Source organism: Streptomyces sp. NPDC058665 (assembly GCF_042714995.1).
GTDB lineage: Bacteria > Actinomycetota > Actinomycetes > Streptomycetales > Streptomycetaceae > Streptomyces.
Genome location: NZ_JBHXRX010000055.1, coordinates 42,800 through 56,722, shown reverse-complemented (window position 1 = coordinate 56,722; position 13,923 = coordinate 42,800). Strand labels below are relative to the sequence as shown.

At 71.7% G+C, this 13,923-nt stretch carries 14 protein-coding genes; 4 read left to right on the top strand and 10 right to left on the bottom strand.

What is annotated here, in order from left to right; genetic code table 11:
- Positions 1-84: 84 nt before the first annotated feature.
- The 4 genes from mshC to ACFWV8_RS29145 form a co-directional block, all read right to left on the bottom strand.
- Positions 85-1,314 (bottom strand): cysteine--1-D-myo-inosityl 2-amino-2-deoxy-alpha-D-glucopyranoside ligase, encoded by a 1,230-nt coding sequence (gene mshC, locus ACFWV8_RS29160; RefSeq protein ID WP_384210297.1) that lies wholly within the window; start codon positions 1,312-1,314, stop codon positions 85-87.
- A gap of 130 nt (positions 1,315-1,444) precedes the next feature.
- Positions 1,445-2,278 carry an SCO1664 family protein gene (locus tag ACFWV8_RS29155; RefSeq protein ID WP_384210294.1) on the bottom strand — a complete coding sequence of 278 codons (834 nt, stop codon included), beginning with the start codon at positions 2,276-2,278 and terminating at the stop codon, positions 1,445-1,447.
- A complete protein-coding gene (locus ACFWV8_RS29150) occupies positions 2,242-2,832 on the bottom strand; it encodes a DUF3090 domain-containing protein (RefSeq protein ID WP_078078138.1) in 591 nt (196 codons plus the stop codon). The genes ACFWV8_RS29155 and ACFWV8_RS29150 overlap by 37 nt, the downstream gene beginning before the upstream one ends.
- A gap of 106 nt (positions 2,833-2,938) precedes the next feature.
- Positions 2,939-3,643, bottom strand: coding sequence for a histidine phosphatase family protein (locus tag ACFWV8_RS29145; protein ID WP_329389586.1), 705 nt, complete (start codon positions 3,641-3,643; stop codon positions 2,939-2,941).
- Positions 3,644-3,776: 133 nt separating this feature from the next.
- On the opposite strand from ACFWV8_RS29145, the gene ACFWV8_RS29140 reads away from it, so the two are divergent.
- Positions 3,777-4,793, top strand: a complete 1,017-nt coding sequence (locus ACFWV8_RS29140) for a magnesium and cobalt transport protein CorA (protein WP_384210321.1) — start codon at positions 3,777-3,779, stop codon at positions 4,791-4,793.
- A gap of 24 nt (positions 4,794-4,817) precedes the next feature.
- On the opposite strand, the gene ACFWV8_RS29135 is transcribed toward ACFWV8_RS29140, so the two are convergent.
- Both ACFWV8_RS29135 and ACFWV8_RS29130 read right to left on the bottom strand, forming a co-directional pair.
- A complete protein-coding gene (locus ACFWV8_RS29135; protein WP_384210290.1) occupies positions 4,818-5,600 on the bottom strand; it encodes a ferritin-like domain-containing protein in 783 nt (260 codons plus the stop codon).
- A 270-nt stretch (positions 5,601-5,870) separates the two neighbouring features.
- Entirely contained in the window at positions 5,871-6,923 is a 1,053-nt protein-coding gene (locus ACFWV8_RS29130) for an LLM class F420-dependent oxidoreductase (protein ID WP_384210287.1), read from the bottom strand.
- A gap of 150 nt (positions 6,924-7,073) precedes the next feature.
- Between ACFWV8_RS29130 and ACFWV8_RS29125 the strand changes: the two genes are divergently transcribed.
- Positions 7,074-8,057 (top strand): aldo/keto reductase, encoded by a 984-nt coding sequence (locus ACFWV8_RS29125; protein ID WP_329389580.1) that lies wholly within the window; start codon positions 7,074-7,076, stop codon positions 8,055-8,057.
- A complete protein-coding gene (locus ACFWV8_RS29120; RefSeq protein ID WP_384210318.1) occupies positions 7,988-10,234 on the top strand; it encodes a helix-hairpin-helix domain-containing protein in 2,247 nt (748 codons plus the stop codon). Before ACFWV8_RS29125 ends, ACFWV8_RS29120 begins: the two co-directional genes overlap by 70 nt.
- Positions 10,235-10,317: 83 nt before the next feature.
- Here ACFWV8_RS29120 and ACFWV8_RS29115 read toward each other — a convergent pair whose 3' ends face one another.
- Positions 10,318-10,989, bottom strand: a complete 672-nt coding sequence (locus ACFWV8_RS29115; protein WP_329389576.1) for a hypothetical protein — start codon at positions 10,987-10,989, stop codon at positions 10,318-10,320.
- 47 nt (positions 10,990-11,036) lie between these two features.
- On the opposite strand from ACFWV8_RS29115, the gene ACFWV8_RS29110 reads away from it, so the two are divergent.
- Positions 11,037-11,225: a DUF5703 family protein gene (locus ACFWV8_RS29110; RefSeq protein ID WP_023542774.1), complete on the top strand. Its 189-nt coding sequence runs from the start codon at positions 11,037-11,039 to the stop codon at positions 11,223-11,225.
- An 82-nt stretch (positions 11,226-11,307) separates the two neighbouring features.
- On the opposite strand, the gene ACFWV8_RS29105 is transcribed toward ACFWV8_RS29110, so the two are convergent.
- The 3 genes from ACFWV8_RS29105 to ACFWV8_RS29095 form a co-directional block, all read right to left on the bottom strand.
- Entirely contained in the window at positions 11,308-12,036 is a 729-nt protein-coding gene (locus ACFWV8_RS29105; protein WP_384210282.1) for a chaplin, read from the bottom strand.
- Positions 12,037-12,168: 132 nt separating this feature from the next.
- Complete coding sequence (chpH, locus tag ACFWV8_RS29100; RefSeq protein ID WP_329389571.1) at positions 12,169-12,402, bottom strand: chaplin ChpH; 234 nt, start codon at positions 12,400-12,402, stop codon at positions 12,169-12,171.
- A gap of 133 nt (positions 12,403-12,535) precedes the next feature.
- Positions 12,536-13,900 carry a M20/M25/M40 family metallo-hydrolase gene (locus ACFWV8_RS29095; RefSeq protein ID WP_384210279.1) on the bottom strand — a complete coding sequence of 455 codons (1,365 nt, stop codon included), beginning with the start codon at positions 13,898-13,900 and terminating at the stop codon, positions 12,536-12,538.
- Between the last annotated feature and the right edge of the window lie 23 nt (positions 13,901-13,923).

Here is a 13,923-nt window from a genome sequence, read left to right as displayed (position 1 = left end):
TGGCACGCCCACGCGCCGCACCGGCGGACGACGGTCCGTCGGTTCCGTCGGTTCCGTCGGTTCCGTCGGTTCCGTCGGCAGGACTTACAGCGCGACTCCCAGCAGCGCGTCCACCGTGCGGGACACCACTCCCGGCGCCCCTTCGTCCGTGCCGCCCGTGGACTCCTGGAGCGCGGCCCAGCGGTCGACCGCGGCCAGTGCCTTCGGGGCGTCCAGATCGTCCGACAGGGCCTCTCGGACCTCTTCCACCAGTGCCTGCGCGTCGGGGCCGTCCGGCCGGGACACGGCCGCACGCCAGCGCGCCAGCCGCGCCACGGCCGTTTCGAGTACCTGGTCCGTCCACTCCCAGTCGGAGCGGTAGTGGTGCGCGAGCAGGGCGAGCCTGATCGCGGCCGGGTCCACGCCCGCGTGGCGCAGGGTGGAGACGAAGACCAGATTGCCCTTGGACTTGGACATCTTCTCGCCGTCGAGCGCGACCATCCCGGCGTGCACGTACGTCTTGGCGAACGGGTACTCGCCGGTCAGGGCGTGTGCGTGCGAGGCGCCCATCTCGTGGTGCGGGAAGGCCAGATCGCTGCCGCCGCCCTGGACGTCGAAGCCCATGCCGAGATGGTCGAGGGCGATGGCCACGCACTCGATGTGCCAGCCCGGCCTGCCCCTGCCGAGGCTGCCGCCGTCCCAGCTCGGCTCGCCCTCGCGGGCGGCCATCCAGAGGATCGGGTCGAGCGGGTTCTTCTTGCCTGGGCGCTCCGGGTCGCCGCCGCGCTCGGCGGAGAGCAGCCGCATCGCGTCGGCGTCGAGACCGGAGACCTCGCCGAAGTGCGGGTCGGCCTCGACGGAGAAGTAGACGTCGCCCTCCAGCACGTACGCGGCGCCGCTCTCGCACAGCCGCTCCACCAGCGGCACGATGCCCGGTATCGCCTCCACCGCGCCGATGTAGTGCCGCGGCGGCAGCATCCGCAGCGCCGTCATGTCCTCACGGAAGAGGGCGGTCTCGCGCTCCGCGAGCCCGGTCCAGTCCTCGCCGTCGCGCGTCGCGCGTTCGAGGAGCGGGTCGTCGATGTCGGTGACGTTCTGGACATACTGGATCTGCCGCTTGGTGTCGAGCCAGACGCGCTGCACGAGGTCGAACGCGTTGTAGGTCGCCGCGTGCCCGATGTGCGTCGCGTCGTACGGCGTGATGCCGCAGACGTAGATACGGGCGACGGGTCCGGGGGCGACGGTGACGGGGCCACCGGTCGCTGTGTCGTGAATCCGGAGGTCGCGGCCCTTGCCGGGCAGGGCGGGGACGTCGGAAGCGGGCCAGGCATGCATGTCATGAGCGTAACCGGACGTTGCTTCCGGATACGAACCGGACCACCGCTGTTGACCGATTCGGCGCCCTTGCGTGATCGGCCGGTTGATGCATGGCCGCGCCGCCTGATCCAGGCGGCGCGCCCGTGGGTCAGACCGGCGGCCAGGGGATCGCGGGCCACTGGCCGGACGGCTTCGGATGGCGTCCCGTACGGCGCAGCTCCTGGACCCGGGACCGTACGGCCTCGGTCTCGGCCGGTGTGATGAGTTCGGCCAACCGGGTGGTGAGCGGGGTGCCTTCGACGAGTTCACCGGCCAGCCGGTCCAGGACGGCCACGGCATCGGCGGGCAGCGGCTCCCCCGCCCAGCCCCACAGCAGCGTGCGCAGCTTGTCGTCCACGTTGAAGGTCACGCCGTGGTCGATCGCGTACAGCCGGCCCCCGGCCTCCGGCAGCAGATGGCCGCCCTTGCGGTCGCCGTTGTTGATGACGGCGTCGAGGACTGCCAGCCGCCGCAGCCGCGGGTCGTCGGCGTGCACCAGCAGCGCGGTGCGATCCTCGCCGACCTCGGCGAAGCCGATCGCCTTCCAGCCCTCCGCCGGCTCCTCCTCCTCGACCAGGGCGAGGAGTTGGGGCGCCGAGTCGCTCTCGTCGGCCTCGATCCAGAGCTGGCACATGCCCTCGCCGTACGGACCGTCACGCAGCACGGTGGGCGGCACCAGACCCCAGCCGGTCGCCTCGGAGATCTCGTACGCGGCCACCTCACGCCGGGCAAGCGTGCCGTCGGGGAAATCCCAGAGCGGCTGCTCCCCGGCGACGGGCTTGTAGACGCAGGAGGCCTCCTCGCCCTCGTACGAGACGGAGCAGTACAGCACCGCGTTGGAGGCCGCACGGATCCGGCCCCGTACGGTCAGTTCGCCCTTGGTGATCAGATCCACCGCCGTCGCGCTCATGCGTCCCGGCGGTATCCGTTCTGGCGCGGGCATACGTGTCCCTCCGGGTCGAGCGGCAGACTGCACAGCGGGCACGGCGGCCGGCCTGCGTTGACCACGTCCAGGGCACGTTTGGCGAAGGCCCTCGCCTGGGCGCCGGAGAGCCGGACGCGGAGCATCGGCGGACCGTTCTCCTCGTCCTGGAGCAGCCGTTCCTCGGCGTCGGCGAGGTCTTCGTCGGTGTCCGCGTCGAGTTCGACGAGGGCCTGGGCCTCGACGATCATGCGCTGTTCGTCGCCGTCCCAGGCCAGCGCCATGGTGCCGACCCGGAACTCCTCCTCGACGGGCGCGTCGAGCGGTGCGGCGTCGGCGACGTCCGTGGGGGCCACGGCGGGCACCGGAGCGTTGCCGCCGGTACGGCGCACGACCTCGTCGAGCAGCTCATCTATGCGCTCGGCGAGTGCGGCGACCTGGGTCTTCTCCAGGGCCACGCTGGTGACGCGGCCCGAGGCGGATGCCTGGAGGAAGAACGTACGGCGGCCAGGCAGCCCGACCGTACCGGCCACGAAGCGGTCCGGCGGGTCGTAGAGGAACACCTGACGGGACACGTCCTGTCTCCCTTGGGAATTGACGGAATGGGGCGGGCCGGGGGCTCCCGGAGAGCGATCCTCCAGGATGGCGCGGACGGCCCGTCCACCCTACTGCGCGCGGCGATCACGCGGCGCCGGTGCCGCCGCCCACGACGGCTTCACCGCCGCTGTCCTTCTTTCCCTCCGCGCCGTTCTCACGCGGTGTCAGGGAACCGAGGTCGCCGGTCTCGCCCAGTCGCAGCAGGAAGGGGCGCAGCCGGGTGTACCGGATGGCGGTGACCGAGCACGGGTCGGCGTGGATCCGCTGGAAGAGGTCGAGATGCATGCCGAGCGCGTCGGCGACCAGGGACTTGATGATGTCCCCGTGCGAGCACATCAGGAAGACGGCGCCTTCGCCGTGCTCGGCCTCGACGCGGGCGTTCCAGTCCCGTACGGCCTCGACGGCGCGTGCCTGCATGGCGCGCATCGACTCACCGCCGGGGAAGGCGGCGGACGACGGGTGCTGCTGGACGACCGCCATCAGGGGGTCGTCACTCAGCTCGGCGAGCTTGCGCCCGGACCAGTCGCCGTAGTCGCACTCGCTGATCCGCTCCTCCTGGTGCGTCTCGATGCCGGGGCGGGCGTCGATGAGCGGCTGGATCGTCTCCAGACAGCGCTGGAGGGGGCTGCTGACGACGGTGGCGAGCGGCAGGTCGGCGAGGCGTCCCGGGAGGGCGGCGGCCTGCGCCAGGCCCTGCTCGTCGAGCGCGACGCCGGGCGTCCGGCCGGCGAGGACGCCCGAGGTGTTGGCGGTGGAGCGTCCGTGCCGTACGAGGATCAGGGTGGCCATGGCGGCCAGCCTAAACGGTGCGCGGAAAGGCGGGCCGGCCACCTGGACGACGGGGCTCGGAGCGGACGGCGGGCCGGTCCTGGAGTCCGGCGCTGGTGCGGCAGACGTGCGTCGAACCCCTTCGGCCGGGAATATGGACGGGGTGATCGTCGACCGTGCCATCTACCGCGACGGGCGCCGCACCGACGGGCCCGCCGATCTGTCCGACGCCCTGGCCGAGGCGCGCGCCGAGGGGGACGCCTTCCTCTGGGTCGGTCTCTACGAGCCGACGGAGCAGGAGTTCGACCTCGTCAGCAGTGAGTTCAACATGCATCCGCTGGCCGTCGAGGACGCGCTCAAGGCACACCAGCGGCCCAAGCTGGAGATCTACGACGACTCGCTGTTCATGGTCCTCAAGCCGGTGGTGTACGACTCCGAGCACGACACCGTCTCCAGCGGCGAGTTGATGGTCTTCGTCGGCGACTCGTTCGTGGTGACGGTCCGGCACGGCGAGGGCGCGCCGCTGCACGCCGTACGCATGCGTCTGGAGTCGGAGCCCAAGGTGCTCAAGCACGGTCCGACGGCGGTTCTCTACGCGGTGAGTGACGCGGTGGTCGACCACTACGTCGATGTCGGCTCGGAGCTCCAGGTCGACCTGGAGGAGCTGGAGGCGCAGGTCTTCTCGCCGAACGAGGACGGTTCGGGCAGGAGCCGGAGGACGGGCGGCCAGCCGACGGCGGAGCGGATCTACACCTTCAAACGGCAGGTGCTCGAGTTCCGCAGGGCGGCCGGACCGCTGGCCGAGCCCATCTCGCGCCTCACGCGCGCCGGGGTGCCGTTCGTCAGGGAGAAGTCGCATCCCTTCTTCCGGGACGTGGACGACCATCTGACGCGCGTCAACGAGCAGGTGGACGGGCTCGACCGGCTGGTCTCCGACATCCTGTACGCCCATCTCGCGCAGATGGGCGTACGGCAGAACGACGACATGCGCAAGATCTCCGCCTGGGCGGCGATGGCGGCGGTGCCGACCCTGCTCGCGGGGATCTGGGGCATGAACTTCCAGCACATGCCCGAGCTGAGCCAGGTGTGGGGTTATCCGGCCGCGCTGTCCGTGATGGTCGGCGCGGTGACCTTCCTGCACCGGCTCTTCAAGCGCAACGGCTGGCTCTGACCCGGCGCCCGCGCGCCGTACGGCTCAGAAGGCGGGCGCGGTCGCCGGGCCGCCCAGCGCGTCGCGGCGCTCCGGCATGCTGAGGCTGACCATCCGCCGCCAGCGGCCCGCCCGTTCGACCCCGTACATGGCGTGGATGCCCGCGGCCAGCAGCGCCGCCTTGGGGCGGGGCCAGCGCAGGATGCGGCCCATGTGCGCCATCACGGCGATGCTCACGTCGCGGTAGATCTGGATCTCGGCGTGCGCGCTCTCCTGGAGCACCCGCTGGATGGTGCGGCCGTGGCCCTGGCGCGCGAGGCGCAGCAACTCCTCGTGGCAGTACGCCAGATGGTTGTCCTCGTCGGCGCTGATCATCTGGACGGCCTTGCCGACGACGGGGTGGTCCGCGAAGTGCTTGCGCAGCAACTCCATCTGGTCCGAGGCGCGTTGCTCGGTCACCCGGCTGTGCGAGAGATAGACGACGATGTCGTCCTCCGTCAGCGGGTCGTTCCGGCGCAGCTTGTCGTGCGGGAGGCCGATACCGCGCCGTTCGAGCAGCAGCGTGTAGTCGGTGGCGGGCGGGACGTCGACGGGCTCCAGACCGCGCTTCTTCAGCATGGCCTGGAAGATCCGCCCGTGTTTGTCCTCGTCGGCGCCGTGCCGCGTGATCTTGGGTGCGAGGTCCCGCATTCCTTCGGGTACCAAGGCGGCGATACGGCCGTTCTCCCAGCCGCCCTGGGCCTCGCCGCTGGCCGCGATGGAGCAGAAGAGCTGAAAGGACTCGTCGTTGTCGAGGATTTCCTCGAACAGGCCTCGGGCCGAGAGCATTGGATGCCACCTCCATACCGATGTCCGCACAGACATCGCACAAGGATTCAAATCCGACACCGTGGTGCGGGCAACAGCTCAGGTACCGGAATCGGCCGTTGGAGGGAGAGGCGGGCGCACGTCCGTACGTATACGGGCTTGCGTAACCCGGTGGGGGCCGGGGCGTTGTCCTCTGTGACGGCCGTGGCGGGGAAGACCCCCCGAGCCCCCACCACGGCCGCAGACTTCTCCGCCCTCCAGAGCCTCTCAGGCTCTCGGCGCCTCAGCGCCTCAGGTGACGAGACCGGCCAGTTCCAGGGCCTCGGTGCCGGCGCGCAGGGCCGTGAGGCGTTCGTCGAGGGTGAAGCCCGCGGGGGCCAGGGTCAGCGTCGTGACTCCGGCCGCGTCGTACGCCTTCATTCGGTCGGCGATCCGCTCCACCGAGCCGAGCAGCGTGGTCGAGTCGATGAGCTGGTGCGGGACGGCCGCGCCGGCGCCATCCTTGTCGCCCGTCAGGTACCTGTCCTGGATCTCCACCGCCTCGCGCTCGTAACCCATGCGCCGCGCGAGCTGGTTGTAGAAGTTCTGCTTGCGGCTGCCCATACCGCCCACGTACAGCGCGGTGTACGGGCGGAACATGTCCGCCAGGGCCTCGATGTCGTCGCCCAGCGCGATCGGCAGGGTCGGGCAGACGTCGAAGCCGTCCATCGTCAGACCGGCCTTCTCGCGGCCCGCGCGCAGATGGCTGAGCGCGGTCTCCTCAAGATGCTCGGCCGAGGGGAAGATCAGCAGTGCGCCGTCGGCGATCTCACCCGTCTGCTCCAGGTTCTTGGGGCCGATCGCGGCGATGTAGAGCGGGATGTGCTCACGCTCGGGGTGGACGGTCAGCTTGAGCGGCTTCCCGGGGCCGCCCGGCAGCGGCAGGGTCCAGTGCTCGCCTTCGTAGGAGAGCCGCTCGCGGGACATCGCGCGGCGGACGATCTCGACGTACTCACGGGTGCGGGCCAGCGGCTTGTCGAACTTGACGCCGTACCAGCCCTCGGAGACCTGCGGTCCCGAGACCCCGAGGCCGAGACGGAACCGGCCGCCGGAGAGCGAGTCCAGCGTGGCGGCCGTCATCGCCGTCATCGCGGGCTGGCGGGCCGGGATCTGGAGGATCGCCGAACCGATGTCGATGTTCTCCGTCTGGGCGGCGACCCAGCTCAGCACCGTGGGGACGTCGGAGCCGTACGCCTCGGCGGCCCAGCAGACGTCGTAGCCGAGCCGGTCGGCCTCCTGGGCGACGGCGAGGTTGTCGCTGTCCATGCCGGCGCCCCAGTAGCCGAGATTGATGCCGAGCCGCATAACCACTCCCTTACCGATCAGTAACGTCTCTGTGCCGGGACTCTAGCGCGTGGCGCGGGCATTCGTCAGGGCCGCCATCGGGCCTCCGCTGGGGGCGGGTTGTCCACAGGCTGACTGCGAGTGGGGCCCCGGCCAGTAATCTCAGCGGTCATGGAGCAGAGGCATCTCGGCCGTACCGGCCTGCGAGTGTCCCGGATCGGGCTCGGCACGCTGACCTGGGGGCGGGACACCGACGAGCACGACGCCGCCGACCAGTTGAAGGCTTTCTGGGAGGCGGGCGGCACTCTCGTCGACACCGCCGACGTGTACGGGGGCGGGGAGGCGGAGTATCTGCTCGGGCAGCTCGTGGAGAGACTTGTGCCGCGCCGGGATCTGGTGATCGCCACCAAGGCGGGCAGTGTGCCGGATCCGTACCGGCGCTTCAACGGCTCACGCGGGCATCTGCTCGCCGCCCTGGACGCCTCGCTGGAGCGGCTGGGCACGGACCATGTCGATCTCTGGCAGATCCACGCCTTCGACACCGGGACACCGCTGGAGGAGACGCTTCAGGCGCTCGACATAGCCGTGAGCAGCGGCCGGGCCAGATACGCGGGGGTGTCCAACTTCTCGGGCTGGCAGCTCGCCAAGGCGGCGACCTGGCAGCTGGCCTCCCCCGGCGTACGGACCCGGCTGGCCAGCACGCAGATGGAGTACTCCCTGCTCCAACGGGGCGTGGAGCGCGAGGTGTTGCCGGCCGCCGTCGATCTGGGGGTCGGGCTGCTGCCCTCGTCGCCGCTCGGCCGGGGTGTGCTGACGGGCAAGTACCGGTACTCCACGCCGGCCGACTCCCGTGGCGCCTCCGAGCAGTTGGCGCCGTTCGTCGAGCCGTATCTCGACGAGCCCGCGAGCCGCATCGTCGACGCGGTGCTGACCGCGGCCGAAGGACTGGCGACGACGGCGCTGGAGGTGGCGCTCGCGTGGGTCAGGGACCGGCCCGGCGTGGTCGCCCCGATCATCGGGGCGCGCAACGCGCACCAGCTCACGGCCGCGTTGTCAGTGGAGAGCCTTAGGCTTCCCGACGAGATCTGCCGGGCGCTCGACGATGTGTCGGCGCCCGTGCACCGCTATCCCGATCAGGACTGGAGCACCCTGTGACTGTGCCTTCCCCGGGGGCGACCCCCGGATCCCCTGCCGAGGACAGCGACACCGCGGTCGCGGAGGTGGCCACGTCCGAGGCGGTCGGCGGGGCGGACGGCGACGGGGCCGAGGGTACGGGCGGGGACGAGGCGAAGTCCGCCGAGGACGCGCCCGCGCAGCTGTCCGAGGCGGAGGCCGAGATCGCCGCGCAGCGTGAGCTGCGCGCCCGGATCGCACAGCGGAAGGCCGAGAAGGAGGGCCCCATCCCGGCGGGCGCCAAGCTGAGCGGGCAGGCGGCGGATCTGCTCGCCGCCGTACGGGCCATGGAGAGCGGTCAGGCGGCGCCGGCCCGTCCGGTGGCGCCCGCTGCCCCCGCGCCCTCCGTGTCTGCCGCCGGGGCCCCCGTACCGGCTCAGAACGGGCCACGGGCTCCCGAGCCCGCGCGGGCCGCCCCGGTGGCCCCCGTGAGCGCTCCGGAGGCCGTGGCGGCCGTCGAGGCCGTGCTCGCCGACGGCGGTGCGCCGGCGGCGCTGGCCCCGCAGGCCACGGCGGTGCTCGGGGAGCGGGCCGGTGACGCGCTGCGCGCCGATCCGTGGCTGCTGCTGTCCGTCCCCGGGGTCCGGCCCGAACAGGCCGACGGTTTCGCCCGCGCGCTGCTCGGCGACGGCTGCGGTCCCGGGGACGAGCGGCGGTCCGCCGCCCTCGTCGGCTGGCTGCTGGCGCGCGCGGCTCTGCAGGGGCACACCGCGCTCGCCTTCCCGGCGGTGCGCGCCGCACTGGCGGAGCGGTCGGTGCCCGACCCCGACGGGGCGCTGCGGCACGCCATCGCGGAGGGCGCCGTGCTGGTGTTCCAGGACGGCGCCGAGGACATCGACGAGGACACGCAGGAGGCGGCGGAGGAGAAGGCGGCGGAGGAGAAGGCGGAGGAGGACATCGCCGAGGCCGCGCCCGTCCTGCTCGGTCTCGACCGGTACGCGCTCGCCGAGGAGAGCCTCGCCGACGGTCTGGCCCGGCTGGTGAAGACCGCCCAGGAGGCGTCCTGGGACGAGGCCGCGGCGGGGGCGCCCTCCCCTTCGGCGGCCGAGCTCATCCGCGCGGTCGCCGGACACGGTCTGGTGGTCCACACGGGCGGCGAGGCCGCGCGCGCCGAGCCGGTGGCCCTCGCGGATGCCGTGCGCGCGCTCGGTCTGCGGCCCGTCGTGGCCGCACACAGCGAGAACGGCCGGCGCAGGCTCGGTGACAGCGCCGTGACGGTCGCGGGGCTGCTGTCCGGGGCGGAGGGACCGGGTCGGGACGCGGACGGCGCGCTGGACCTCGACCTCCTCGTCGTCCTGGACGCGCCCCAACTGGACGTGGAGACGGCGACGACGCTGGTGGAGTCGCTGCCCGACGGCGCGCGGCTGGTTCTCTGCGGCGACCCCGGGGTGCTCTGGTCTGCGGGATCCGGCCGGGTCTTCGCGGATCTGCTGGGCGCCCGGGTGTGCCCGCAGATCGCCTCGCGCACGCCCGACCCCGGGCCGCTCGGCGAGCTGGTCTCCGGCATCGGCATCGGTGAGCTGAACCAGGTCGAAGCGCCCGGCAAGGAGGTCGTGATCGTGCCCGTGCGCGACGCGGGCGAGGCCCTGCACCGTACGGTGCAGCTCGTCGCCGACTCCGTGCCGCGCGCCATCGGTGTGCCGTCCGGGCAGACGCAGGTGATCACGGTCGGGCACGGCGGCGCGGTGGGGACGCGGGCGCTGAACGTGGCGCTCAAGGAGCGGCTGAATCCCGGCCCCGGCCCGTTCGGCGGCTTCGACCCGGACGACCGGGTCGCCTATGTGCCCGCACCGGGCCGGACGCTGACCGGCTCGGTCGTGTCGGCGGACGCGGAGGGGCTGCGGCTGGACTGTGACGGGGTGCCCGTCCTGGTGCCCAGGGAGCTCGTCGAATCGGTCGTACGGCACGGCTGGGCCCTCACCGCGCACCAGGCGGCGGGGATGCGGTGGCCGGCCGCCGTCGTGGTCCTGCCAGGCGACGCGGCGCAGGGCCTGAGCCGGCCCTGGGTCTACACGGCCTTCGGCCGGGGCGAGCGTCATCTGTCCGTGGTCCACGGCGTCGACCAGGCGCTCGCACACGCGGTGGCGGAGGTGCCTGCGGCCGAGCGGACGACACGGCTCCGGACGCTCCTGGAGGGCCTGCTGGCGCCCGCGGTGTGACGCCGGCACCCCGGATGACCCGAACGGCCGACGGCCCGGCCACCAATTCGGTGGCGGGCCGCCGGCGGTGCCGGACCGCGCGGTCAGGCGTCCTGTTCCTCCAGGTCACCGAGGGGATCCCGGCCCCGGACCCCGGCGCCGTCGAAGTCCTCGTCGTCGAAGACGGAGCTGACGTCGAAGCGGCAGACGACCTGCTGCGGATCGGCCTGTTCGAAGGGGGCGCCGAGCCATTCGCCGGGCTCCGGAAGATCGTCGGCGGCCGACACCCAGAGTGTCGAGTCGCCCTCCTCCAGGCCGAACTCCTTGTGCCGGGACGCGATCTCGTCCGGCTCGTACTCGCCGAAGAGCACGCCCACAGCGGCGTGCACACTGGCGCCGACGACCGCCACGGTCTCGGCGTCCCCGTCGACATCGGCGATGCGCTGTGCCTGAGCGAGCAGTCTCCGCGGCTCCGCCACCGCGTAGTCGCGGCGGATCAGCACGCTGAGCGCGTTCGGCTCCTCCGGCCCCGCGTAGGGCGGCAGGGAGTCGTCCGTGCCGGGGATCTCGAACGGGGTGACCTCGTCGTAGAGATCGTAGAGCCGCTCGTCGTACGCCTCCGCCGCGGTGGCAAGGGCGTTGAACGCTTCGGAAACCGCCGGGTCGTCCTCACCCGTGCGGCGTTCGACCGCCGCGAGGTGACGGTCCAGCGCGACCTTGACCGCCTCGGCGGCGGCACGTACCTCGGCAGCCGTGGGCTGCGCAGCATCAGACATAGAGCAGACGCTATCCGTACCGGGGCTCTGCCCGCACAATAGATGCGATGCCGGAATACGAATTTGTCGACGTGTACGTGCCGCGCGGGGTGTCCCGCAGCGACGCGACCCGCCTGCTGACCGACCACGCCGAGTACGGACACTGGGAAATGGACCGACTGAGCCTGCACAGGGACGGCAGTCGCAGAGTGCGGCTGCGCAGACGCATCATCCGTCAGGTACGCGCCACCTGGTGAACGGCGACGGGGCGGATCCCCCGCTGTGCGGAGGTCCGCCCCGTGCCGTACCGGGCTGAACACGTGCCGTACTCGCGCGCTCCTAGGCGGCCGACCGGGCGCGCCGGTAGATGACCGTGCCCGCGAGAAGCAGGGCCGCGCCGGCCGGAATGATCAGTCCGAGGCCGTCGCCACCGGTCGTGGCCAGCACGTCGGTGCCCTCGGCGGCCGGCTCGACGGTCTGCTCCTTGGGCTCGTTCGGGGACGGCGGGAGCGTACGGTCCGTCGGGGGCTCGGGAGTGCCCGGGGTCTCGGGCGTCTCCTTGGCCGGCGGAGCGGGGGTGTCCGCGTTCGCGCACTCGTTGCCGACGGCGGGGTTCAGCACGCCGACGATGTCCACGGTGTTGCCGCAGACGTTGAGGGGGATGTCGAGCGGCACCTGGATGGTGTTGCCGGAGCCGACACCGGGTGAGTTGGCGGTTCCGCCGTCGGCGTGCGAGCCGCCGCCTCCGGAACCTCCGTGCGAGCCGCCCTTTCCGTCGGTGCGGCCCTCGGAGCCGTGCGAACCGCCGCCCTGGCCGCGACCTCCGTCGGACTTGTTCGCGCAGGCGTTGCCCGTGGCGGGGTTCAGCGCCCCGACGGCGTTGACGGTGTTGCCGCAGGCGTTGACCGGGATGTGCACCGGAACCTGGACGTTGTTCCCGGACAGCACGCCCGGGGAGTTCGCCGCGGTTCCGTCGGCACTCGAGTCCGCTTGCGCGTAGCCGCCGATGGCGAGTACACCGCCGGCCGCCGCCACACTGATCAGGCCCTTGCGAGTGACCTGTCTCATAGCTTTTTCCTGCCTTCTGCCTTTCGGATACCCCCGGCACAACGCCCGGGGCTGGAAGCGCGGCGGCCCCGGAGTGCGTGGCGCGCACTCCGGGGCCGCCGGCTCAGACCCTTACGGGTACGAGGTACAACGTCACGCGTTGACGCAGGTGTTGCCGAAGGCGGGGTTCAGCAGCCCGATCACGGAGACCGTGTTGCCGCACACATTCACCGGAATGTGGATGGGCGCCTGGACGACGTTGCCGGAGAGCACACCGGGGGACCCCACGGCGGCACCCTGGGCACCGGAGTCGGCGACGGCCATTCCCGCGCCCGCGAGCACGAGACCGCCGGTGGCAGCCGCAGCGGCGACGACCTTCTTGATCATTATTCCTCCTTGTTGGCAAATGCGGTCCCAACCTCGGACCGCACATCTGTAACGAGCAGGAGGAAGTGGGGCTACGAGCCCATGGCCGCTTTCACTCTTTCCAGTCAGGTGCGCACGCACTGCCGAATACGGCTCAGCTGGCGTCGATGAAGCGGTCCAACACCCGTACGCCGAACCGCAGTCCGTCCAGCGGCACCCGCTCGTCCACGCCGTGGAACATGCCGGCGAAGTCCAGCTCCGGCGGGAGCTTGAGCGGGGCGAAGCCGAAGCCGCGGATACCGAGGTCGTCGAAGGACTTGGCGTCCGTGCCGCCCGAGAGCATGTAGGGAACGGCCCGCGCGATGGGGTCCTCCGCGACGAGCGCGGTCTGCATGGCGTCCACGAGCCTGCCGTCGAAGCTGGTCTCCAGGGCCTTGTCGCCGTGCACGTCCTCGCGCTTGACGCGCGGGCCGATGATCCGGTCGATGTCGGCGAGGAACTCCTCCTCGTAGCCGGGCAGGAAGCGGCCGTCGACATGGGCGGTCGCCTGGCCGGGGATCACGTTCACCTTGTAGCCCGCGCCGAGCATGGTGGGGGCGGCGGAGTTACGCAGGGTGGCGCCGATCATCTTCGCGATGCCGCCCAGGGTGGCGAGCGTGCCCTCCATGTCCTCCGGGTCGAGCGGGACGCCCAGCGCGTCGGACAGCTCGTCCAGGAAGGACCGCACGGTCTTGGTCATCCGCACCGGCCATTCGTGCCGGCCGAGCCGGGCCACCGCCTCGCAGAGTTCGGTGATGGCGTTGTCGTAGTTGGTCATCGAGCCGTGCCCGGCGGTGCCGTCCACGGTGAGCCGCATCCAGTGCATGCCCTTCTGCGCCGTCTCGACGAGATACAGCCGCAGGTTCTCGTTGACGGTGAAGGAGAAGCCGCCGACCTCGCTGATCGCCTCGGTGACGCCCTCGAAGAGGTCGGGGTGGTTGTCGACCAGGTACCGCGCCCCGTACGTACCGCCCGCCTCCTCGTCGGCCAGGAAGGCCAGGACGATGTCGCGCGGGGGCTTGCGCCCGCTGCGGAGCCTGTCCCGCACCACGGCGAGGGTCATGGCGTCCATGTCCTTCATGTCGACCGCGCCGCGCCCCCAGAGGCAGCCGTCGGCGATCTCGCCGGCGAACGGGTCGTGCGTCCAGTCGGCCGCGTTGGCGGGGACGACATCGGTGTGGCCGTGGATGAGCAGGGCGGGCCTGGAGGGGTCCTCGCCGGCGATCCGGGCGACGGTGGAGGCACGGCCCTTGTGCGACTCGAAGATCCGCGGTTCGAGCCCCACCTCGGCCAGCTTCTCCGCCACGTACTCCGCGGCGGCCCGTTCGCCGGGGCCCGAGTGGTCCCCGTAGTTGCTGGTGTCGATCCGGATCAGATCGCGGCAGAGATCGACGACCTCGTCCTCGCCCGAGACCGTCCCGCCCGTGTTCGACTCGCTCACTCTGCTCACTCCCGCTGTCGTTGCCGGTGGTCGCCCCATCCTCCCACCGGGCGTGGATCGGG